The sequence below is a fragment of the Formosa sp. L2A11 genome, assembly GCF_009796865.1.
GTDB lineage: Bacteria > Bacteroidota > Bacteroidia > Flavobacteriales > Flavobacteriaceae > Formosa.
The window spans coordinates 99,741-123,484 of record NZ_CP047028.1; the positions used below are offsets into that span (position 1 = coordinate 99,741).

The following is a 23,744-nucleotide window of genomic DNA, read 5'->3' on the forward strand; positions in this document are numbered from 1 at the left end:
CTAATTCATATAAAAGCGACCTTAACGGGTCGCTTTTTTTATGAAATAAAACCGCGTTTCCACTTTAAAAAAGACTGTATATTTTTTTAAAAAAATATCGCTAAAAAACACTAATTTTGTTCTTTCTAAAAACACAACACAAACCTCATTATATGATTCATTTCTTTGGAAACGTAAAAGGTAAATTATTTGCTGTACAAACAGTTAATGAATTATCTCCCGAAACCATTTCAAAATTAACATGGCTTTTTGGCAACCAGCCTAAGCTTGAGCAAGCATCTATCGATGCTTTTTTTGTTGGTCCTCGTGCGGCTATGATTACACCTTGGAGTACAAATGCAGTAGAGATTACTCAAAATATGGGTATTCAAGATATTATTCGAATTGAAGAATTTGAAGCTGTTGCTGAAGATTTCTCAGATTTCGATCCTATGATTTCTCATAAATACAACGCATTAAATCAGGAGTCTTTTTCTATTAATATTAAACCAGAACCGGTTTTAAATATTGAAGATATTGCCGCTTACAACACACAAGAAGGATTGTCTTTAAGTGATGAAGAAGTAGCCTATTTAGATGGTGTTGCTAAGAAAATTGGACGTCCGTTAACAGATTCTGAAGTCTTCGGATTTTCCCAAGTGAATTCTGAGCACTGTCGCCATAAAATTTTCAACGGAACATTTGTTATCGATGGTGAGGAAAAAGACGTTTCATTATTCAAAATGATTCGTGAAACATCAAACAAAAACCCTAACGATATTGTTTCGGCTTATAAAGATAATGTGGCATTTGTAAAAGGTCCAGTTGTAGAACAATTTGCACCTAAAACAGCAGACAAGCCAGATTTTTACGAAACTAAAAATTATGAATCTGTAATTTCATTAAAAGCAGAAACACATAATTTCCCAACAACAGTAGAGCCTTTTAACGGGGCTGCAACAGGTTCTGGAGGAGAAATTCGCGATAGACTTGCAGGAGGAAAAGGATCTTTACCTTTAGCTGGAACCGCAGTTTATATGACGTCTTATTCTCGTTTAGAAGAAAACCGTCCTTGGGAACAAAAATTAGATGCTCGTCCATGGTTATACCAAACACCAATGGACATCTTAATAAAAGCAAGTAATGGTGCTTCTGACTTCGGAAACAAATTCGGACAACCATTAATTACTGGTTCTGTATTAACTTTCGAACATAATGAAAATGCATCATCAAGCACAGCAAGCCCTAGAAAACTAGGTTACGATAAAGTAATTATGCAAGCTGGAGGTATTGGTTATGGTAAAGCAGACCAAGCTTTAAAAGACACGCCTAAAGAAGGTGATAAAATTGTAATTCTTGGTGGTGAAAACTACCGCATCGGAATGGGTGGTGCTGCAGTGTCTTCTGCAGATACAGGAGCATTTGCTTCAGGTATTGAATTAAATGCCGTGCAACGTTCTAACCCAGAAATGCAAAAGCGTGCTGCAAATGCCGTTCGTGGGATGGTAGAAAGCGAAGAAAATTTCATCGTTTCTATTCACGATCATGGTGCTGGTGGACACTTAAACTGTTTATCTGAATTAGTAGAAGATACAGGAGGAAAAATCAATTTAGACAGTTTACCTGTTGGAGACCCTACCCTATCTGCTAAAGAAATTATCGGAAACGAATCTCAAGAACGTATGGGATTAGTGATTGCCGAAAAGCATTTAGAAACACTTCATAAAATTGCAGACAGAGAACGTTCTCCAATTTACGATGTTGGAGAAGTTACAGGAAACGACCGCTTTACTTTTGAGTCCAAAACGACTGGTGAAAAACCAATGGATTTAGCTTTAGAAGATATGTTTGGGAGTTCACCAAAAACAATACTAACTGACAGTACGATTGTCAGAAAATATAAAAATCCACGTTATAAATCTAAAAACTTAAAAATCTATTTAGAGCAAGTGTTGCAGTTAGAAGCTGTGGCTTGTAAGGATTGGTTAACAAACAAAGTCGATAGATGTGTTGGTGGTAAAGTGGCGAAACAACAATGTGTTGGACCATTACAAATTCCGTTGAATAATGTTGGTGTTATGGCACTAGATTATAACGGAAAAGAAGGTATTGCAACCTCTATTGGGCACGCTCCTATTTCGGCTTTAATTCAGCCAGATGCAGGAAGTAGAAATGCCATTACAGAATCGCTTACAAACATTGTTTGGGCACCTTTAAAAGATAATTTAAAAAGTGTGTCATTATCGGCAAACTGGATGTGGCCTTGTAAAAATGAAGGTGAAGATGCACGTTTATACAAAGCGGTGCAAGCCGTTTCAGAATTTGCAATCGACTTGGGTATTAATGTACCTACAGGAAAAGATTCATTGTCTATGAAGCAAAAATATCCTAACGAGGATGTTATTGCTCCTGGAACTGTAATTATTTCTGCTGCAGGAAACTGTAATGAAATTTCTAAAGTTGTAGAACCTCTTTTAAAAGCTGACGGTGGAAATATTTACTACATCAACATCTCACAAGACGACTTTAAATTGGGTGGTAGTTCGTTCTTCCAAGCATTAAATGCCATTGGAAACGATACACCTGACGTTAAGAGTACAGATTTCGTTAAGAACGCATTTAATACGATTCAAGATTTAATTAAAGCGGATAAAATTGAAGCGGGTCACGATATTGCTTCAGGTGGATTAATCACAACTTTATTAGAATTGTGTTTTGCTGATGTGAATTTAGGAGCAGATTATGATTTCACATCTTTAAATGAAGAAGATTCACTTAAAATATTATTCTCTGAAAACGCAGGATTGGTATTCCAAGCAGATGCTTCAGTAGAAGAAAGCTTTGCTGCAAACGGTGTTGAGGTTTTCAAAATTGGAACAGCAAACAATTCAGGTCAAATAAATATTAAAAACAACGAAGACACTTTCTCTTTTAATGTTTCTGAAATGCGAGACGTTTGGTACAAAACATCTTACTTATTAGATAAAAAGCAAACAGCAAATAACGTTGCAGATGCACGTTACAAAAATTATAAAAATCAACCACTTCAATATACATTCCCTAAAAACTTTACAGGGAAGCTTCCTGTCATTGCGAGAGGAACGAAGCAATCTCGCCCTAAGGCTGCTATTCTTCGTGAAAAAGGAAGTAATTCTGAACGCGAAATGGCAAACGCGATGTATTTAGCTGGTTTTGATGTGAAAGATGTACACATGACCGATTTAATTTCTGGTCGCGAAACACTTGAAGATATTCAGTTTATTGGTGCTGTTGGTGGATTCTCTAACTCGGATGTTTTAGGTTCGGCTAAAGGTTGGGCTGGAGCATTTATGTATAACGAAAAAGCAAACACAGCATTACAAAACTTCTTTAAAAGAGAAGACACACTTTCTGTTGGAATTTGTAACGGTTGTCAGTTATGGATGGAATTAGAATTGATTAACCCTGAACACGACGTTCACGGAAAAATGTTACATAACGATTCTCATAAACACGAGAGTTCATTTACTTCAGTAGAAATTCAGAAAAACAATTCTGTGATGTTATCGAGTTTAGAAGGTAGCACACTAGGAGTTTGGATTTCTCACGGAGAAGGAAAATTCAACCTTCCTAAAGAAGAAAGCGAATACAATATTGTAGCAAAATACGGTTACGAAGGGTATCCTGCGAATCCTAATGGTTCTGACTTTAATACAGCCATGATGTGTGATGCTTCAGGAAGACACTTAGTAACAATGCCACATATTGAGCGTTCTACATTCCAATGGAACTGGGCAAACTATCCAGAAGGTAGAAAAGATGAAGTTTCTCCTTGGTTAGAAGCTTTTGAAAATGCTAAAAAATGGATTGATGGTTCTAAAGACTAAATTTTCACTACTTTAGTTTTCTCAAATCCCCTAAATGAAAACTATTTACATAGTATTTTTACTATTAATATATTCTATTACTTATGCACAAGACACAACGCATCAGCTTGAGGTTGATGCGTTGAAAGTGCAAATAAAATCTGAAACTAATAAAGGTCAGAAACTAAAATTACTTGATAGTTTAACAGACATTATTTATCAGAAAACAGAATTGGGTTTCGACTCTATCTCTAGATTCACTATAGATTATGCGATCCAATTAGATTCCTTTAATATTGCCTCTCGCAACACTCAAAGACTTATAAATTATTACAATAATGTTTTAGGACAACCCGAAGAAGGTGTTATACTTTTCAAAACCTATTTCAACACTTTTAAAAATCATTTAACCGACAGAAACCTTGCAGGAATCTACATCGATGCTGGAGATAGTTATTATTTCGTAAAAGAAGTCGACACCGCTATGTCTTATTATAGCAAAGCCAAAGACTACGCGACAAAAGCAGGTAACGATCACGTAAAGGCCTTTGCTATTTTATACCAAGGATACACCTACACCGACGAAGGTGATTTTGCTAAGGCATCTCAACACATACAGGAAGCATCAAAAATTTTTCAAAAAGTTAAGGACACCTTCAATATTATTACCTCAAGAAATGCCTTATCTACATTATATAGTGCCAACGGATTTTTAAAGGAAGCAGAGCTAGAACGTAAAGAAGCTATTGAGTTGGCAAAGCTTTCTAAAAATTACAAGGTATTAATTCCAATTTATCTCAATTATGCCATCGATAATAAGAAACAAGGTTTACAAAAAGAACGCTTAATTAATATACATAAAGCGGTTGTGGCTAGTGAAAAATCAGATCACCATGATTATTTTAGACCAATACTTCTACATGCCTTAGTTATTGCGTATGCGGAAAATGACAGTCTAGACAAAGCTAGATCGTATTATAAAACATTAAAAGCTGATAAAAGAAACACTGAAGGCATCTATGAAAGTAATTACTATAGAGCTTCTAGCCGTTTAGCTTTTGCTGAAAAGGACTATCCTTCTGCTGTAGAATGGGGTGAGAAATATCTCGATCTTGTTAAAGCGACAAACAACATTGACTACATAGAAGATGGCGAATCTTTTTTAGCTGATGTTTACGAAAAACTCAATCAATATAACGAAGCGTATACACATTTAAAAGCATCTAAAAAGATTGAAGATTCCTTAAAATCTGTTCAAAAAAACAATGCGTTAAGCTATTACCAAACACTTTACGAAACCAATAAGCGCGATCAGAAAATAAAGGACCAAAACAGTGAAATAAAATTATTAGACGAACAAAACAGTCGTGAAGCACAACTAATGTGGCTAAGCATCATTATTCTTATTGCTTTATTTTCAATTATTTATTTATGGCGTTCTCGTAAATATTCACGAAAAACAATTCAACTACAAAAAACTTTTGCTCAGGATTTAATACATAGTGTTGAAAATGAACGTAAACGTATTTCTAGTGAACTTCATGATAGTGTTGGACAAAGCTTACTACTCATTAAAAATAAAATTTTTCTAGAAAGTGAAAATAAAACCGATACGAGTTTAGTTGATAGTGCTATTGATGAGGTAAGAACGATATCGCAACAATTACATCCCTTCCAGTTTGAAAAACTAGGATTAATAAACTCAATAAAGAATACGATAGAAAGCTTTCAGAAAAATTCGACAATATTCTATTCGGAAGACATAGACCTAGAATCTTTAGATATTGAAAAAGATAAAGAGATTTTTATTTACAGAATGATTCAAGAATGCTTAAATAATGTTGAAAAACACTCTAAAGCAAAAGCTTGTATTATAAGTATTTATAATTTAAACAATGCTGTTATTTTTCAAATAAAAGATAATGGTATTGGTTTTGATGTTACAGAAAACACGAAACTACTTAATAGTTTAGGCATGAAAACCTTAAAAGAACGCGCAATACTTGTTAATGCACAATTAAGTATCGATTCAGTTAAGGGAAAAGGAACAACCATTCAAATAAAAATTCAAAAAAAATAAGTTATGCCTACCACTATTCTTCTTGCAGACGATCATCCTTTATTATTAAATGGCACCAAAGAGTTTTTAGAAAAAAAATGGTTTAAAGTTATCGCCACCGCAACAGATGGTAATTCAGCTTACAATAAAATTATAGAATTAAAACCAGATATAGCCATACTGGATTTTGATATGCCTAAATTAAACGGTTTAGAAATTGCACAACAAATTAAATGTAAAGGACTAAACACCAAAGTTGTTATATTAACGTTACATAAACAAGAATCAATTTTAAAAGAAGTTGGAAAATCCATTCATGGCTATGTGACAAAAGATAGTGCTTTAGAAGAACTAGAATCTTGCTTGGAAAGTCTAAAAAACAACACTAATTATATTGGTAAAAAACTACAAAGTAGTATCTCAGTAACTGGTGATTCAGATCCTATTCTTGAAAAAATGACACCTACCGAACTAAAAATTTTAAAGTATTTAGATAAGAATTTCAGCAGTCCTCAAATCGCAGAAGAATTGTTTATTTCAAAACGCACCGTAGAAAAACATAGAAGTAATATTATTAAAAAATTAGATATCGATACCTCTAGCCAAAATGCACTCTTTATTTGGTTAAAAAATCATCCAAATATTTTTAATACGTAAACCTACGCATTGTATCACCTATATAATATTTATACTTTAGCACTATCAAATAATACAAAAGTGCTATTAATCTATAAAAATCAGATTTGAACAATTTTGTTCGTAATCTGATTTTTTTATATATTCTAGTTTTAAGATCTAAGAACCTAAATGTAACAATCAAAAATTTTAAACGTATAAATCGATATATTTTGACATAAAAAAGGTGTTTTTATTCCCTCCCCTTTAACATTGATTAATTATTTTATTACAGCAAAAAAAAGACCTACTTAATTACTATCTTTTTAGAAACGTCTTGAACTTTCACTATATAAGTTCCCCTTTTAAGTGCATCAATATTTAGTTCTGCTTTAGTTGAATTAAAATATGTTTTTAGAATTAATCGTCCAGACATATCAGATATTTCTACATTTCCTAAAACCTGATTCCCTAAAGACAAGTTTATAAAATCACCATGTGATGGTATTGGATAAATAAGTAATTCGTTGTTCGTTTTAGTAGCTTCACCAATACCTAAAGTACTAGATCCTCCAAAACCAACAGCTACACCAACATCTGACTGGCTATATGGAAATGATGTTCCGCCTGCATTTAATTCTTCTGCACCAGCATCAAAATTGGTAGGTCTTGTACCACCAAGAATATCTTCAGTTAAAAAAGAATACGATCCCATTCCAGAATCTACAGCTGAACTCGTAGAAGTAATACGATAAAAACTAGAATTAGAAGCTAACAATCCTGATGACACAGAACTGTTTCCATCGTCTCCTGCGTCTATATCCCAAGATCCATTTTGTTTAATATTCCCTTCAAACTTAGACGAGGTTCCGATAGGATCTGTAGTGACTTGAATGGCTTTTGTTGTGTTTTCGTAAATCACGTTATTAGCTACAATTAAATTCTCTGGAGCCAGTGTATTTGTACTCTTAATTTTAGTCCCAATTCTTAATCCGTAATCACAATCTACAAATGTGTTGTTTACAATATTTACATTTTTAACCTGATAATATTCATTTAGAGCACTATTAGGTACTCCATTAGACACATTTATTCCGCCAGTTCCTCCAGATGTAGATCCGTCTAGTTTTTTAGAATTAACACCTTGAATATAATTATTATAGATATTATGATCTTCTCCCATAACACGAATTCCTCCGCTAAACACATTTTTATTCGCAAAAAAGAAATTATTATACACCTCACAACCATTTCCGTGACGTAAGGTTAAAGCACCCTGATAGTCTTCGAAGGTGTTATTATAGTATTTATTCTTTCCGCTTTTGTTTGAAATCACTTCAATTTCACCACTAAAATTATAGAAATAGTTATTGTAAACTTCGGTATAAGAATCTGATAAAGACGTCGAGCTACTTCCTAATCTAATAGCATCCTGATCGTTTAAATCATTGATCTCTCCTACGGGTGTTCTGTCGGCAAAATAATTATGATGAATTTTATGATAATTAGCAGCTGTAGAACTTCTGTTATCGTTAATAATACTACCAACGCCATGTTTACCTATAAAAGATGAATAACTCACTTCGTTATGTGTTCCTCTTAAGAGAATCCATTTAAAAGTGTCTTTTTCTTGAGACGTTGTGCCGTTGTACGAATCTATTTTAATATCTGTAACCGTACAATTATTACAATCTTGAGACGACTTAAACTCGATAACCGGAGTTTCTGTATCAATATTTGATGCATTCTGAAACACAACACCTTTAAAAATAACATAAGCGCCTCCAAGTCCTACATGCGAATTTCCTTCAAAAAACACGCTTCCAGACGTTTCTCCTTGAATAATTATAGGCTTATCTTCGGTTCCTGTTTTGTTAATACTTAACTCGACATCTGTCCATATTTTATTTGCTAATGTAATTGTAGTTCCTGCAGTTGCATTGGAAATTGCAGTCTCTAATTGAGCCGTTGTACTCACGACCTGACCGTAGGTAAAAACGGTAAACATAAGTCCAATGGCAGTTAAAATATTCGATAGTTTAGTTATAATCATAATAGTTAGTTTATAAATATAAAGTAGTCATTTTGAGACTTTAATAGAGGTTAAAGTTCATCCCGAAGGTAGATCAAAAATCGAACCATAATAACAAAGTACTATTTAGTCTTAGACTTATAATAGTGTTCAACAATCTCGTCGTAACTTTTAATTGTTTTTTTTATCCAATCCATACGTTTTTCCAGTTGTTCTTGCTCAGACAATCGCCACTCAATATTGGTCTGTTTTAGTTTGGTGGTTACATGCTGTAAAATAATAGCTGCAGAAACCGAAATATTTAAACTCTCGGTAAAACCAACCATAGGAATTTTTAAAAAAGAATCTGCTTCATCTATAACAATTTGCGACAAACCTTCTGTTTCTCTTCCAAAGAAAAAACAGGACGGTTTACTCACGTCAAAATCATGTAACTCACAATCGTTTTGATGTGGCGTAGTTGCTACAATTTGGTATCCTTTTTGTTTTAAATCTTTAATACAATCTTTCACGTGATTGTAGCGATTTAAATCTACCCATTTTTGTGCGCCCATTGCAATTTCCCGATCTATTCGTTTCGAGTTCTTCTCTTCAACAATATTTACTTCCTGAATACCAAACACATCGCAACTTCTAATCACAGCACTGGTGTTGTGTAGTTGGTAGACATCTTCTGTGGCTACAGTAAAATATTTGGTGCGTTCTGGTAACACAGTATCGAAACGGGCTTTGCGTTCTGGTGTAATAATAGACTCTAAATGCTCTAGAAGTTGTAAATCGATCATTAATATAAATTCAGGTTTATGAATCGTCGAATTTATAAAAATGATTTCTTATTTTTAAGTTATGAAACATATAGTTGTACTTAGCGGCGCCGGAGTTAGTGCCGAGAGTGGTTTAAAAACCTTTAGAGATGCAGATGGTTTATGGGAAGGCCATGACGTTATGGAAGTTGCAACACCAGAAGGCTTTGCAAAAAATCCCGAATTAGTATTAAATTTTTACAATGAACGCAGGAAACAACTGCTTGAAGTAAAACCTAATAGTGCGCATTACGACTTGGCCGCTTTAGAGAAAGATTACAAAGTAACCATTATTACTCAAAATGTAGACGATTTACATGAACGTGCCGGAAGCACAAACGTAATTCACTTACATGGAGAATTACTAAAAGCAAGACCTGTAAATAGTAATAACATTATACTTTGGAATACAGATATGAAACTTGGAGATGTAGATGAAAAAGGACGTCAAATTAGGCCTCATATTGTATGGTTTGGAGAAGCTGTACCTATGATAGATTTAGCTGTAGACGTTTGTAAAACTGCAGATATTTTAATTATTATAGGAACATCTATGCAAGTTTATCCAGCTGCTGGATTAAAAGATTATGTTAAAAAAGGAACACCTATATTTTATATAGATCCTAATCCTGCAGACATTCACGATAAACATGTTAAAACCATAAAAGAAAAGGCGTCTTCAGGTATGAAAACGGTAATAAAAGATTTAACTTCTTGATAAATACAACACAAAGCGCTTCTTTCAAAAAAGCTTAAAACTGTTGTAAATTAATATTCTTTAGACTACTTTTAATATATGACAGATGACGAAATAGAACAAGAAAACACAGCTATAGCAAGAGCTTATAAAGACCTTTTAAAAGTTAGTTACCGCACCCTGAGTGATGATGATAAGAAACTGATTCGGAAAGCGTTTGACGTCGCTGTTGAGGCCCATAGTGACCAACGTAGAAAATCTGGTGAAGCTTATATTTTTCATCCCATTGCTGTTGCTAGACTTGTAGCTAAAGAAATTGGATTAGACGCAACCTGTATTGCTGCGGCACTTTTACACGATGTTGTAGAAGATAATCCGAATTACACCATAAAAGACATAGAAAATCTTTTTGGAAAAACCGTTGCACGTATTGTAGATGGTTTAACAAAAATATCTTCCATGCAAAAGGATATGGAAGACGTATCCTTACAAGCAGAGAATTTTAGAAAAATGCTGCTTACTTTAAATGATGACGTCCGTGTTATAATTATAAAAATTGCAGACCGTTTGCACAATATGCAAACCATGGATTCTATGCGTCCGGACAAGCAAGTTAAAATTGCGAGCGAGACACTTTATATTTATGCGCCTTTAGCACACCGTATTGGACTTTATAATATTAAAACAGAATTAGAAGACTTAGGTTTAAAATACACCGAACCTGAAGTTTACTTCGATATTCTAAATAAAATAAAAGAAAGTAAAGAAGAACAAGACGAATACATTAGAGAATTTAACGAGCTAATCGAACACTCTTTAGATAAAGAAGGGTTACACTACACCATTAAAGGACGTCCGAAATCTATTTTTTCTATTCGTAGAAAAATGATGAAACAAGGCGTATCCTTCGATGAGGTTTACGATAAATTTGCCGTTAGAATTATTTACAAAAGCGATAAGGTTAACGAGAAATTTCTAGCCTGGAAAATATATTCGATCGTTACAGATCATTTCCGTCCAAACCCAATCCGATTACGCGACTGGATTTCTTCACCTAAATCTACAGGTTATGAAGCGCTTCATATTACCGTAATGGGACCAAAAGGACGTTGGGTAGAAGTTCAAATTAGAAGTGAACGCATGAACGAAATCGCAGAGAAAGGTTATGCAGCTCATTACAAATACAAACAAGGTACCAATAAAGAAGATAGTTTAGATACTTGGATTGCAAAACTGCAAGAAGCTTTAGAAAGTAACGAAACTAATGCCGTAGATTTTGTAGAACAATTTAAACTGAACTTATATTCTAAAGAAATATTCGTTTTTACACCTAAAGGCGATTTAAAATCGTTGCCAAAAGATGCAACACCTTTAGATTTTGCATTCAATATACATACCGAAGTAGGTATGCACACACGAGGTGCAAAAGTAAACGGAAAATTAGTCCCACTTAGTTACAAACTAAATAGCGGTGACCAAGTAGATATTTTAACTTCAGAAAACTCTAAACCAAATGCAAACTGGTTAGATTATGCCACAACAGCAAAAGCTAGAGGTAAAATAAAATCGGCTTTAAAAGAAGATAAAAAACTTATTGGAGAAGATGGTAAAGAAATTTTAAGACGTAAATTAAAACAACTTAAAATTGAACTCAACGAGAAATCTGTTAACGAGTTGGTTCATTTCTTTAAACTTAAAACCAGTTTAGATTTATTTTATCGCATAGGTTTAGGTGCGATAGACAACACCATGTTAAAATCTTATGCATCTTCTAGAAGTAATGCACTTGTAAGTTTCTTTAAAAATAAAATAACTAGACGTGCAAATGTATCTAAGGAAGATCTTGAGAAAGATGAAGTTATTGCAAAATACGATTTACTTGTTTTTGGAGACGAAGAAGAAAAACTAGATTATAAACTATCTAACTGTTGTAATCCTATTCCGGGAGATCAAGTATTTGGTTTTATTTCTGTGAATGAAGGTATTAAAGTACACAAGAAAAACTGTCCAAATGCCTTATCTTTGCAATCTAATTACGCATATAGAATAATTCAAGCCAAATGGATAGATTCGTCACAGCAAGCATATTCTGCGCAATTAATTTTATCGGGAATAGACAATATTGGTATCGTTAACGATATCACTAAAATCATTTCTTCAAACATGCATGTGAATATTAAAAGTCTAAGTTTTAAAACAAACGACGGCTTATTCTCAGGTAAACTGAATGTAATTGTTAAGAATAATTCAATGCTAAATAAATTAGTTACGAATCTTAAAAAAATTAATGGTATAGATAAAGTGTCTAGAGTCTAAAAATATACGTAAATTTACGGACGAAATTATGAGTTTAAAATCAGATACAAAAAATCAGGACATTGTAAAGAATGTCTTCATCAAATTCTTAGAAGAAAACGGGCACCGAAAAACACCGGAACGCTACGCTATACTTCAAGAAATATATGATAGTGAAGTGCACTTCGATATAGAATCTCTATATCTTAACATGAAAAACAAAAAATATCGTGTTAGTCGTGCTACTCTTTACAATACTATTGAGCTTCTTTTAGATTGTGGCTTAGTTAGAAAACATCAGTTTGGTCAAAATCAAGCACATTACGAAAAATCGTATTTCGACAAACAACACGATCACGTTATCCTTACAGACACCGGTGAAGTTATCGAGTTTTGCGATCCGAGAATTCAATCCATAAAAAAAACTATTGAAGAGGTTTTTGATATTGAAATTAAAAATCACTCGCTATATTTTTATGGCAACAGAAAAACAACAACCAAATAATATATCTTTAAAATGGCAGTAGATTTACTACTAGGGTTACAATGGGGTGACGAAGGCAAAGGAAAAATTGTTGATGTGCTTACCTCTAAATACAACATTATCGCACGTTTTCAAGGTGGTCCAAATGCAGGACACACTTTAGTTTTCAATGGTAAAAGACACGTTTTACACACTATTCCTTCTGGAATTTTTCATGAAGATGCTAAAAATTTAGTGGGTAACGGTGTCGTTATTGATCCAGTAATTTTCAAAAAAGAATTGGACAAACTTGAAGAGCAAAAAGTAGATTACAGAAAAACACTTCTTATTTCTCGTAAAGCTCATATTATTCTACCAACACACCGTTTATTAGATGCAGCTAGTGAAGCTTCTAAAGGAAAAGCCAAAATTGGTTCTACTTTAAAAGGGATTGGCCCAACTTATATGGACAAAACTGGACGTAATGGTCTACGTGTTGGAGATTTAGAATTAAGCGATTGGAAAGAACGTTACAGAGCTTTAGCAGATAAGCACGAAGCAATGATCGATTTTTACAATGCTGAAATTCAGTATGATTTAGCAGAACTTGAAACTGAATTTTTTGAAGCTGTAAAACTTTTAAAATCTTTAACTTTCATAGATTCTGAAGAATACGTGTACCAATCACAAAAAGAAGGAAAAACTATTCTTGCAGAAGGCGCACAAGGTTCTCTTCTAGATATTGATTTCGGAACATATCCTTTCGTAACATCTAGTAACACAACTGCAGCTGGAGCTTGTACTGGTTTAGGTGTCGCACCAAATCAAATTGGAGATGTATTCGGTATTTTTAAAGCGTATACTACTCGTGTAGGTTCAGGACCATTCCCAACCGAATTATTCGACCAAGATGGAGAAACTATGGCTCAAGTAGGACAAGAATTTGGAGCAACTACAGGACGTGCACGTCGTTGTGGTTGGTTAGATCTTGTGGGTTTAAAATATGCTTGTCAAGTAAATGGTGTAACACAACTTATGATGATGAAAGCAGATGTATTATCTGGTTTTAAAACATTAAAAGTATGTACAGCTTATAAATATAAAGGAGAAGTAATAGAACATTTTCCTTATAATATTGAGCCAGAAAATGTAGAGCCTGTTTACACAGAATTTGAAGGATGGAGTGAAGATTTAACAAAAATGTCTGAATACTCTCATCTTCCAAAAGCATTAAACACTTATATAGACTTTTTAGAAAAAGCCTTAGAAACACCTATTACTATTGTTTCTGTAGGTCCAGATAGAAAAGAAACTATTTTTAGATAAAATTTAGTTTTACAATCATTATAAAGACCTGTTTAAATTTACTTTAAGCAGGTCTTTTTTATCTTAAATGTTTTACAAATCGCTATCGAAAATCATTTATATCCTTATTTTTGCGACAAATATTTTAAATTGAAGACAGTTCAAATACGCTATATATATTTTATACTCTTTTTTATCTCGTTTATAAAACTGAATGCTCAGGAACAAAAACGAATTAAAATTGAATATTCTGGGTTCTTATCTTTTAGTGAGGAAAAATATCCTGATGCTAAAATTTTAACTCGAGATGATTCTGGCCAGATTCATATTATACACGAAGGTGTAAATATGTGGTGCGACCAGGCCATTTTTTACAGTAATGAAGATTTTATTGAAGCTTATGGCCATGTAAAAATGAAACAAGGTGACACCATTAATATGGACGCCAAATATGTAGAATATAGTGGAAAAACCAAATTAGCTTTTGCTAGTGGAGACGTTGTTTTAACAGAACCTAGCTCTGTATTAACAACAGACACACTATATTTTGATCGTGCAAAACAAGAATCTTTTTATAAAACAGGAGGAACTGTAGTTCGTGATTCTTCTGGAACTATAACGAGTAGAATTGGACGCTATTACATGAATACAAAAAAGTATCAATTTGTAAACGATGTTAAACTGGTAAACCCACAATATGTTCTAGAAACAGAACAATTAGATTATTACACCGAAAGTGCTTTGGCCTACATGTATGGTCCAAGCACAATTACAGGGTCTTCTTCTAAAATATATTGTGAACGCGGCTTCTACGACACCACAAAAGATATTGGTTATTTTATAAAAAATTCTCGCATAGATTACGATAACAGAACTATTGAAGGTGATAGTTTATACTTCGATAGAAATAAAAATTTTGCTTCGGCAACCAATAACATAATCGTAACAGATACTTTAAATAAAAGTGTTATTAAAGGACATTATGCAGAGGTTTACAAAGCAAAAGATTCCCTTTTTATTACAAAAAGAGCTTTAGCAATTTCTGTTCAAGAGAAAGATTCTTTATACATACATAGTGATACGCTTATGGTTACAGGAAAACCTGAACATAGAATTACACGAGCGTTTAGAAATGTTAGAATGTATAAATCGGATATGAGCGGAAAAGCAGATTCTATTCATATAGACCAACAAACCGGTTTAACTCAGCTTATAAACTTATCAAGATTATCTCCTAAAGATAATTTTGCGGTAAAACGCCGTCCTATTTTATGGAATTTTGATAATCAAATGACAGGAGATACAATTCATATTAGATCGAGTCCTAAAGAGGAAAAATTAGATTCTTTAATTGTATTCGAAAATGCTTTTATAATAAATAAGGATACTGTTGGCGATGGATTTAATCAAATAAAAGGACAGAGATTGTATGGATTGTTCAACGAGAAGAATCAATTATATCAAGTGGATATTATAAGGAATGCAGAATCTATTTACTACGCTAGAAATGACGAACAGGAATTAATTGGAATTGAAAAATCTAAATCGGCGAACATTTCCATGTACTTCGTTGGTAATGAAATTAATGAAATAAAAAAGATTAATCAAGTAGATGGTAGCCTATATCCTAAATCTAAATACCCAGAAAACTCAACAAAATTAAAAGGTTTTGATTGGCGAGAAGAAGAACGTCCAAAAAGTGTAGAAGATTTATTTAAAGACGATCCGCCGCTAAACCTTCCTGTTATAAAAGGGTTAGAAGATTATATTCCTCAAGAAGAGTTTTTTGATGACGAATTAATAAACCGTGCAGAAGAGGCAGAAGAGAACAATAAATCCAAAAACCTTAAAAACCCTTCTAAAGCATCAAGACACATACCTAGTAAAGATTCTATTCAAAACATAACAAAACCTATAAAGGAACCTGCAACATTAGAAAAAGCACCTTAATATAATGAAAGACGAATTTTTCAAATATCAAGCACAAACATCACCGTTTCCCTTGGCTATGGAAATATCTCACGCAAAAGGGTCTTACATTTACGACACGAAAAATAAAGCTTATTTAGATTTTGTAGCTGGCGTATCTGCATGTAGTTTAGGGCATTGCCACCCTAAGGTTATAAACGCCATAAAAGACCAATTAGAAAAGTACTTGCATGTTATGGTCTATGGAGAATACATACAAAAACCAGCTGTAGATGTAGCTGAATTTTTTGCCACTCACACTCCAGAACCTTTAGAACAAACTTATCTTGTAAATTCCGGAACAGAAGCCATAGAAGGCGCTCTAAAATTAGCTAAACGCGCAACAGGCCGCAGCGAAATTATAGCCGCAAAACATGCATATCATGGAAACACAATGGGGTCTATGAGTGTAATGGGATACGAAGATCGTAAACAAGCATACAGACCTTTAGTTCCTGGAACAAAATTAATTACTTTTAATAATGAAGATCATTTAAAAGAAATTACAACTAAAACAGCGGCTGTTATTTTAGAAACCATACAAGGAGGAGCTGGATTTATTGAACCTAAAAACGGATATTTAACTAAAGTAAAAGCAAGATGTCAAGCTGTAGGTGCTCTTTTAATTTTAGATGAAATACAACCCGGAATTGGAAGAACAGGAACCCTCTTTGGGTTTGAAAACTACAATTGCACACCAGATATATTAGTTACCGGAAAAGGCTTAGGTGGCGGTATGCCAATTGGCGCATTCACTGCATCTACAAAACTTATGAGTCTACTTAAAGAAGATCCAAAAATGGGGCATATTACAACCTTTGGCGGACATCCAGTAATTGCAGCAGCAGCTTTAGCAACATTAAAAGAAATTACAGAAACTAATTTAATGGCAGAAGCTTTAGAAAAAGAGCAACTGATTAGACAACTATTACAGCATCCATTAATTACAGAAATAAGAGGAAGAGGTTTAATGCTTGCTGCCTTAACAACAAGCGAAGACATTACAAATCAAGTTATCCTTGAGGCACAAAACCAAGGATTAATCGCTTTTTGGTTGCTTTTTGAACCTAGAGCAATACGCATTACACCACCTTTAACCATTTCTAAAGCAGAAATAGAAGCGGGTTGCAAGATACTTATCGACATTTTAAACACCATAAAACACTAAACCACAATAACATAAACAAAATAACATCTATAAAACAGCAACACTGTTCATTACTTTGTTGAAAACATTTACCCTTTTTTTTAATTATGCTTAAATTTGAGCATTACATTTAATGGTATAAGAAACCATATACAGCTGCCTATGGAGTTCAGTCCTAATAACAACGAATTACCTTTAACTAAATTTGAATCAATGCTTAAGACAAATCATGTCTTGTTTTTTGATTCTGAAGAGTTTGAAAATATCATCCATTATTATTTAGATTTAGGGAAAATTGCATTGGCTAAAAAAGCCATAAAATTAGGTCTAGACCAACATCCTACATGTACTAATTTAAAACTTTTTAAGATTGAAGTTTTTGTCTTCGAAAACAAATTAGAACAGGCAGACACGATGTTAAACGATTTGTATACGTTAGAGCCTCTTAACGAAGAAATTTATATTCAGAAAGCGAATATATTATCTAAAAGAGACCAACACGAACAAGCCATTAATGTCTTAAAAAAAGCACTTCATTTATCTGAAGAAACAGCAGATTTATATTCATTAATCGGAATGGAATATTTATTCCTTGATAAATTTGAAGAAGCAAAAGATAGCTTTATTAAATGTTTAGAGGAAGATCTTGACGATTACTCTGCGCTTTATAATATGATTTATTGTTTCGAATTTATGGAGCAATTTGAAGAAGCTATAAAATACCTTAACACTTATTTAGATCAGAATCCGTATAGCGAAGTAGGTTGGCACCAACTTGGTAAACAATATTTTGCACTAAAACGTTACAAGAAGGCGATATCTGCTTATGATTATGCTATTATTTCAGACGACACTTTTGTAGGTGCTTATATTGAAAAAGGGAAAGTTCTTGAAAAATTAAAACGTTTTGAAGATGCTATTGAAAGCTATTCTACGTCCTTAACTTTAGACGATCCTACATCCTTTGCATTATTACGTATTGGCCATTGTTACGAAAAATTAGGCAAGAACGTTCAAGCTATAAAATACTTTAAGAAAACAGTGCACGAAGACCCTTTATTAGATAAAGGCTGGGTTGCCATTACAAAATTTTACAGCAAACAAAAAAACTTTCAAAAAGCACTATACTTTATTAATAAAGCTATTAGTATTGATGGTGACAATGTAAAATATTGGAAACTATATGCTCAAATTAATCACCGTTTAAACTTTTTAGAAGAAGCTGAGAGTGGTTATAAAAAAGCAATAGAATTAGGTAACTACGAATTAAACACCTGGTTATCTCGTTGTGATATTTTAATAAAAATAGGAGAACCTGAAGCTGCTATTTACAATCTTTTACAAGCTGCAGAATTTTATCCTGAAAATGCAGAAATAGAATACAGACTAGCAGGTTTATACTTTAAAAGTAACGAGATAGAAAAAGCATCTTTTCATTTAAAAAACGGATTGCATTACGACCCTGAATATGTTTTTATTATAGAAGAACTTTTTCCTGAAACCTATAAATCTAAGCTCGTAAAAAAAGCACTTAAAGCTAAAGATTAGTTTATGCAATATGGGTAAAATTCATACCTTTGAATTTCGAATTTAAAACCTAAAAATGCAACGACAATTAAAAGACTATCTAATCATTTCTTTAAAAGGATTAGCAATGGGCGCTGCAGATGCTGTTCCTGGAGTTTCTGGAGGAACAATCGCATTTATTTCTGGAATTTACGAAGAACTTATCGCTACTATTAGCGGTGTAAATATTTCACTTTTTAAAACCTTAAAAGCTGAAGGTTTAAGTGCTTTCTGGACAAAACTAAACGGAAACTTCTTAGTCGCTTTACTCTCTGGAATTGTTGTTAGTTTTGTATCGTTTATGCGAGTTGCTAAATATTTATTAGAACACCACCCTATTCTTATTTGGTCTTTCTTTTTTGGATTAATTATAGCAAGTATATTCTTTGTTGGAAAACAAATTAAAAAATGGAATATAGCTACTGTAATTAGCCTTATTATAGGTACCGTTTTAGCATATTACATTACAACTTTACCTTCTTTAAATAGTACAGAAAATCCTTGGTTTTTATTTATTGCGGGAGCCATTGCTATTTGCGCCATGATCTTACCTGGAATTTCAGGATCTTTTATACTTCTTATTTTAGGCGCTTATAAAACACTAAGCGACGCTTTACATGATTTCGACATCAAGAAAATTATCTTATTTGCTGCCGGAGCATTAGTTGGTTTATTAAGTTTTAGTCATTTATTAAAATGGTTATTTAAACATTACCACAATACAACATTAGCCATTTTAACAGGATTCATATTTGGATCCTTAAACAAAGTATGGCCTTGGAAACTTACAACAACTGTTTTAGAGAAAAGCACAGGACATATTTTACCTTTTTCTAAAGTATCTAAATTAGGAACACTTTCTATCTTCGAACAACAAACGCAAATTAGCGATGTTTATAAAACAATTGTAGAACGTAGTACATTACCTTCTGTATATGCAGATATGAACCAGATTAATGCTCATCTAATTCCCGCAATTGCTCTTATGATTGCTGGTTTTTTAACTATCTTTATTTTAGAAAAAGTAGGAACTAAAAGAAGTTAATGGAAAGTACGAGAACATTATCAGATAAAATTTTCTTAGTTTTAAAAGGCTTAGGAATGGGAGCCGCAAATAAAGTTCCTGGAATTTCTGGAGGTGTCGTTGCTTTTGTGTCTGGTTTTTATGAAGAATTTATTTATTCGCTTCAAAAATTTAATGGTAAAGCATTAAAACTTCTAGTAAGCGGAAGGTTTAGAAGTTTATATCAATATATAAATGGTCGGTTTTTAACACTGCTATTTTCAGGAATGATTATTAGTTATTTTAGTATTTCTAAAATTTTAGACTACTTAATTAAGCATTACGAATTATATGTTTGGAGTGTCTTCTTCGGAATGATTATAGGCTCTATATACTACATTAGTAAAGATTTTAAAGATTGGAATTATAAAACAATAATTGCTTTAGTTATTGGTACTATTCTAGGAGTTAGTATTAGTTTTTTAGATCCTGCAAAAGAAAACGACAACCTTTGGTTTGTGTTTTTCTGTGGTATTATTAGTGTTTCTGGAATGACACTTCCAGGATTTTCTGGATCGTTTATTTTAATACTATTCGGAAATTATGTGCTTTTACTCGTAGATTCTGTGAATGCATTATACGATACTGTTGCAAATATTATTCAATGGAATTTCGAATTTATACACAACCCAATACGCATTAGACTATTAAAAGTTTTAACCGTTTTCACCTTTGGGTCTTTAACAGGACTGGTTACATTTTCTCATTTGTTAAGCTATATTTTAAAACACTATAAGAGTATTACAATGGCATCTATTATAGGATTTATTGTAGGATCTTTAGGTGTGGTTTGGCCATGGAAAGAAACTATTTTTAAAACATTACCATCAGGAGCGCTAGCTTTAGACTCTACAGGATCTAAAGTTATTACTAATTACACACGCTATATTCCGGAATTAAACTCTGAAACTTTTATTGCCATTTCTTTAATTATATTTGGAATTGGTATTGTATTGGCTTTAGAAATGTATGGCGAAAAGACACGATCAATTCATGAATAAACTAGGACTTTTAGGAAAGCAAATTTCATATTCATTTTCAAATACATATTTTAAAAAGAAATTTGAAGATTTAAATATTACAAATACGACGTATCAAAATTTTGATTTAGACAATATTTCTGAATTTCCTCTAATATTTAAGAACAATCCAGAGGTAAAAGGATTAAATGTTACCATACCTTATAAAGAACAAGTGATTCCTTTTCTTGATGAATTAGACGAACAAGCAAAAGAAATAGGTGCTGTAAACACCATTAAATTAACTAAAGATGGCAAGTTAATTGGGAGTAATACCGATTATTATGGGTTTAAAAAATCTATAGAACCGTATTTAAAACCCCATCACGACCACGCATTAATTCTAGGAACAGGAGGCGCAAGTAAGGCCATTGCATTTGCTTTAAAACATTTAAATATTAAATTTAAATATGTCTCTCGATCTCCAAAAAATGATAAAACAATAAGTTACAATACATTAATGTCTGAAGGTTTAGGAGAAAACAAATTAATAATTAACTGTTCTCCTGTCGGAACATTTCCTAATGTAGACGATTGTCCTAATATTCCTTATAGCGATATTACAGAAGATCATTTATTATTTGATCTTATTTATAACCCAGAAGAAACAACGTTCTTAAGAAAAGGAAAAGCACAAAAAGCAACCATTTTAAACGGGTATAATATGCTTGTTAATCAAGCAGAAAAATCCTGGGAAATCTGGGATTTATAAAACAATAAACAGTTTCATTTAAAATATAACAACACTTTGTAATTATAAGAGTTGTTAGTATCTTTAGAGACTAATAATAATGAACCAAACATTTTTTAAAATGTCAGAGCAAGATAACCTACAACACGTAGACGGAAACGAAGAGCAAGAAATAACAGCAATAACTTCGGAAGAAATATCACAAACAGAAACTACTACATCTCCAGAAGCAGATGTAAAAAATGAAGACGTAGTTTTTGAAGAGATAGAAGCTTCAAATGCAGAAGATGCAGAAGATGAAGGCAATAATGATAGACACACAATTCCTTTTTTGGAATACGGTGAAATGTCTTTAGAAGCCTTGGTTATAGAACTTGAAAAATTAGTTTCAAATGAAAAAGTTCAGGCAATTAAAGAACATGTTGATGGCATTAAAAATGAATTCAATTCTAAATTTAATACGTTAGTAGAGGAAAAGAAAGAAGAATTTTTAAACGAAGGTGGTAACGAAATAGACTTCTACTACTCTAGTCCTGTTCAAAAACGTTTTAAAGATGCGTATAAAGAATACCGTGGTAATCTTCATTCTCATTATAAAAACATAGAAAATAATTTAAAATCTAATTTAGATAATAGATTACAAATTATTGAAGAAATTAAAGGATTAATTAATGTAGAAGAAAACATTAATACAACCTATAAACATTTTAAAGATTTACAAGACCAATGGCGTAATGCTGGTCCTATTCCTAGAGATAAATACAATAATGCATGGAATAGCTACCACCACCATGTAGAGATTTTTTACGATTTTCTTCATTTAAATCGTGATCTAAGAGATTTAGATTTCAAACATAATTTAGATTTAAAACTAAAAATAATTGAACGTGCTGAAGAATTAGCTCAAGACGACGATACTAATCGTTCTTTTAGAGAATTACAAGTACTTCATAAAATGTGGAAAGAAGAGTTAGGTCCTGTCTCTAAAGAATATCGTGAAGAAATCTGGAATCGCTTTAAAGCCGCTACAAAAATCATACATAATAAGCGCCAAGCATATTATAATGAATTAGATAAGGTTTACGAAAAGAACCTAGAGAAGAAAACAGAAATTATTGAAAAAATTGAAGCTTTAACCGCTGCTGGAGCAAAATCTCATAACGGTTGGCAAGCTAAAATTAAAGAAATAGAGCAACTAAGAGAAACGTTTTTTAGTGCAGGAAAAGTACCTTTAAAAGTAAACGAAGCTACTTGGGCAAGATTTAAAGAAACAGTTAGAGCATTTAATCGTAAGAAAAATGTATTCTATAAGGACTTAAAGAAAGAACAATTTGATAATCTTCAAAAGAAATTAGATTTAATAAAAATCGCAGAAGAGAATCAAAACAGCGAAGATATAGAAGCGACTACTCCGTTAATGAAGCGCATTCAGAACGATTGGAAAAAAATTGGTCATGTCCCTCGTAAAGACAGCGACAAAATCTGGAAACAGTTTAAAGCTGCTTGTAACGGTTATTTTGACAAATTACATTCTAAAAAGAATGCAGAAAATGAAGTTGAAAACACAGCATTTAAAGCAAAAAGTGAGCTTCTAGACACTATAAAAACTATAGAATTTACAAACGACAAGGAAGCAGACTTAGAAACTATTAAAGCGCAAATTTCTGCTTGGAAAACAATTGGACGCGTACCAAGTAACAAACGCTTTATAGAAGGTAAATTTAATAAAGCTTTAGACGAACTTTTTAAACAAGTTAAGGTTGATAGTAACGAAGCCGAGCTCATTAAATTTGAAAACAAATTAGACGAGCTTAGTAACGCAGAAGATTCAAGATATTTAGATAACGAACGTTTATTTATTCGTAAAAAAATAGATGAAGTTAAAAGTGAAATTAATCAGTTAGAAAATAATTTACAGTTTTTTACAAATGTAAAAGATGATAATCCTTTAGTTAAAGAAGTACATGCAAACATTGCTAGACACAAAGATTCTTTAACCCTTTGGAAAACAAAACTTACTAAGATTAAAGCGCTATACTAAATCGCATATTTATACTATTAAAACGTCCATTAAATACAATTTTAATGGACGTTTTTTTATGGTTTAAAAACTTTATAAATATTTTATAATAATCTTATAACCAAGTATACTTTTTTTAGAAAAAACCACATTATCTTTGCGGCTAATTCAACTAAA

General features: G+C 32.5%; 16 protein-coding genes. 14 read left to right on the forward strand and 2 right to left on the reverse strand.

Annotated features, from left to right (window positions below; translation table 11 throughout):
- Positions 1–152 precede the first annotated feature (152 nt).
- The 3 genes from purL to GQR95_RS00460 are packed head-to-tail and all read left to right on the forward strand — an operon-like array spanning position 153 to position 6,540.
- Positions 153–3,845 (forward strand): phosphoribosylformylglycinamidine synthase, encoded by a 3,693-nt coding sequence (gene purL, locus GQR95_RS00450; RefSeq protein ID WP_159021298.1) that lies wholly within the window; start codon positions 153–155, stop codon positions 3,843–3,845.
- A gap of 34 nt (positions 3,846–3,879) precedes the next feature.
- The gene (locus tag GQR95_RS00455) at positions 3,880–5,904 is read left to right on the forward strand and encodes a sensor histidine kinase (RefSeq protein ID WP_159021299.1); all 2,025 of its coding nucleotides are present in this window, start codon (positions 3,880–3,882) and stop codon (positions 5,902–5,904) included.
- A 3-nt stretch (positions 5,905–5,907) separates the two neighbouring features.
- Complete coding sequence (locus GQR95_RS00460; RefSeq protein WP_159021300.1) at positions 5,908–6,540, forward strand: response regulator transcription factor; 633 nt, start codon at positions 5,908–5,910, stop codon at positions 6,538–6,540.
- A 265-nt stretch (positions 6,541–6,805) separates the two neighbouring features.
- Here the strand turns inward: GQR95_RS00460 and GQR95_RS00465 are convergent, their stop codons facing one another.
- Together GQR95_RS00465 and GQR95_RS00470 are read right to left on the reverse strand one after the other, a co-directional pair.
- Complete coding sequence (locus tag GQR95_RS00465; protein ID WP_159021301.1) at positions 6,806–8,551, reverse strand: chondroitinase-B domain-containing protein; 1,746 nt, start codon at positions 8,549–8,551, stop codon at positions 6,806–6,808.
- A 101-nt stretch (positions 8,552–8,652) separates the two neighbouring features.
- On the reverse strand, positions 8,653–9,315 hold the full coding sequence (locus GQR95_RS00470) for an RNA methyltransferase (RefSeq protein WP_159021302.1): 663 nt from the start codon (positions 9,313–9,315) through the stop codon (positions 8,653–8,655).
- A 61-nt stretch (positions 9,316–9,376) separates the two neighbouring features.
- Between GQR95_RS00470 and GQR95_RS00475 the strand changes: the two genes are divergently transcribed.
- The 11 genes from GQR95_RS00475 (at position 9,377) to GQR95_RS00525 (ending at position 23,588) form a co-directional block, all read left to right on the forward strand.
- The gene (locus tag GQR95_RS00475; protein ID WP_159021303.1) at positions 9,377–10,051 is read left to right on the forward strand and encodes an NAD-dependent deacylase; all 675 of its coding nucleotides are present in this window, start codon (positions 9,377–9,379) and stop codon (positions 10,049–10,051) included.
- Positions 10,052–10,129: 78 nt separating this feature from the next.
- A complete protein-coding gene (locus GQR95_RS00480; RefSeq protein WP_159021304.1) occupies positions 10,130–12,346 on the forward strand; it encodes a bifunctional (p)ppGpp synthetase/guanosine-3',5'-bis(diphosphate) 3'-pyrophosphohydrolase in 2,217 nt (738 codons plus the stop codon).
- A gap of 28 nt (positions 12,347–12,374) precedes the next feature.
- Positions 12,375–12,830, forward strand: coding sequence for a Fur family transcriptional regulator (locus GQR95_RS00485; RefSeq protein ID WP_159021305.1), 456 nt, complete (start codon positions 12,375–12,377; stop codon positions 12,828–12,830).
- 12 nt (positions 12,831–12,842) lie between these two features.
- Positions 12,843–14,114, forward strand: a complete 1,272-nt coding sequence (locus GQR95_RS00490; RefSeq protein ID WP_159021306.1) for an adenylosuccinate synthase — start codon at positions 12,843–12,845, stop codon at positions 14,112–14,114.
- Positions 14,115–14,243: 129 nt separating this feature from the next.
- On the forward strand, positions 14,244–16,043 hold the full coding sequence (locus GQR95_RS00495) for an OstA-like protein (protein WP_159021307.1): 1,800 nt from the start codon (positions 14,244–14,246) through the stop codon (positions 16,041–16,043).
- 4 nt (positions 16,044–16,047) lie between these two features.
- Positions 16,048–17,229 carry an aspartate aminotransferase family protein gene (locus GQR95_RS00500; RefSeq protein WP_159021308.1) on the forward strand — a complete coding sequence of 394 codons (1,182 nt, stop codon included), beginning with the start codon at positions 16,048–16,050 and terminating at the stop codon, positions 17,227–17,229.
- 141 nt (positions 17,230–17,370) lie between these two features.
- Positions 17,371–18,756, forward strand: a complete 1,386-nt coding sequence (locus GQR95_RS00505) for a tetratricopeptide repeat protein (RefSeq protein ID WP_159021309.1) — start codon at positions 17,371–17,373, stop codon at positions 18,754–18,756.
- Positions 18,757–18,811: 55 nt separating this feature from the next.
- Complete coding sequence (locus GQR95_RS00510; RefSeq protein WP_159021310.1) at positions 18,812–19,819, forward strand: DUF368 domain-containing protein; 1,008 nt, start codon at positions 18,812–18,814, stop codon at positions 19,817–19,819.
- The gene (locus tag GQR95_RS00515; protein ID WP_159021311.1) at positions 19,819–20,838 is read left to right on the forward strand and encodes a DUF368 domain-containing protein; all 1,020 of its coding nucleotides are present in this window, start codon (positions 19,819–19,821) and stop codon (positions 20,836–20,838) included. The genes GQR95_RS00510 and GQR95_RS00515 overlap by 1 nt, the downstream gene beginning before the upstream one ends.
- A complete protein-coding gene (locus GQR95_RS00520) occupies positions 20,807–21,568 on the forward strand; it encodes a shikimate dehydrogenase (RefSeq protein WP_233265963.1) in 762 nt (253 codons plus the stop codon). The genes GQR95_RS00515 and GQR95_RS00520 overlap by 32 nt, the downstream gene beginning before the upstream one ends.
- 100 nt (positions 21,569–21,668) lie before the next feature.
- Positions 21,669–23,588, forward strand: coding sequence for a DUF349 domain-containing protein (locus GQR95_RS00525; RefSeq protein ID WP_159021312.1), 1,920 nt, complete (start codon positions 21,669–21,671; stop codon positions 23,586–23,588).
- Positions 23,589–23,744 lie beyond the last annotated feature (156 nt).

What these genes read in the sequence shown, in the direction of transcription:
- GQR95_RS00505 (WP_159021309.1), top strand. Translation starts at nt 17,371, where the DNA reads ATGGAGTTCAGTCCTAATAACAACGAATTACCTTTAACTAAATTTGAA.
- GQR95_RS00455 (WP_159021299.1), top strand. Translation starts at nt 3,880, where the DNA reads ATGAAAACTATTTACATAGTATTTTTACTATTAATATATTCTATTACT.
- GQR95_RS00525 (WP_159021312.1), top strand. Translation starts at nt 21,669, where the DNA reads ATGTCAGAGCAAGATAACCTACAACACGTAGACGGAAACGAAGAGCAA.
- GQR95_RS00475 (WP_159021303.1), top strand. Translation starts at nt 9,377, where the DNA reads ATGAAACATATAGTTGTACTTAGCGGCGCCGGAGTTAGTGCCGAGAGT.
- GQR95_RS00490 (WP_159021306.1), top strand. Translation starts at nt 12,843, where the DNA reads ATGGCAGTAGATTTACTACTAGGGTTACAATGGGGTGACGAAGGCAAA.
- GQR95_RS00480 (WP_159021304.1), top strand. Translation starts at nt 10,130, where the DNA reads ATGACAGATGACGAAATAGAACAAGAAAACACAGCTATAGCAAGAGCT.
- purL (WP_159021298.1), top strand. Translation starts at nt 153, where the DNA reads ATGATTCATTTCTTTGGAAACGTAAAAGGTAAATTATTTGCTGTACAA.
- GQR95_RS00520 (WP_233265963.1), top strand. Translation starts at nt 20,807, where the DNA reads ATGGCGAAAAGACACGATCAATTCATGAATAAACTAGGACTTTTAGGA.
- GQR95_RS00500 (WP_159021308.1), top strand. Translation starts at nt 16,048, where the DNA reads ATGAAAGACGAATTTTTCAAATATCAAGCACAAACATCACCGTTTCCC.
- GQR95_RS00515 (WP_159021311.1), top strand. Translation starts at nt 19,819, where the DNA reads ATGGAAAGTACGAGAACATTATCAGATAAAATTTTCTTAGTTTTAAAA.
- GQR95_RS00470 (WP_159021302.1), bottom strand. Translation starts at nt 9,315, where the DNA reads ATGATCGATTTACAACTTCTAGAGCATTTAGAGTCTATTATTACACCA.
- GQR95_RS00460 (WP_159021300.1), top strand. Translation starts at nt 5,908, where the DNA reads ATGCCTACCACTATTCTTCTTGCAGACGATCATCCTTTATTATTAAAT.
- GQR95_RS00485 (WP_159021305.1), top strand. Translation starts at nt 12,375, where the DNA reads ATGAGTTTAAAATCAGATACAAAAAATCAGGACATTGTAAAGAATGTC.
- GQR95_RS00510 (WP_159021310.1), top strand. Translation starts at nt 18,812, where the DNA reads ATGCAACGACAATTAAAAGACTATCTAATCATTTCTTTAAAAGGATTA.
- GQR95_RS00465 (WP_159021301.1), bottom strand. Translation starts at nt 8,551, where the DNA reads ATGATTATAACTAAACTATCGAATATTTTAACTGCCATTGGACTTATG.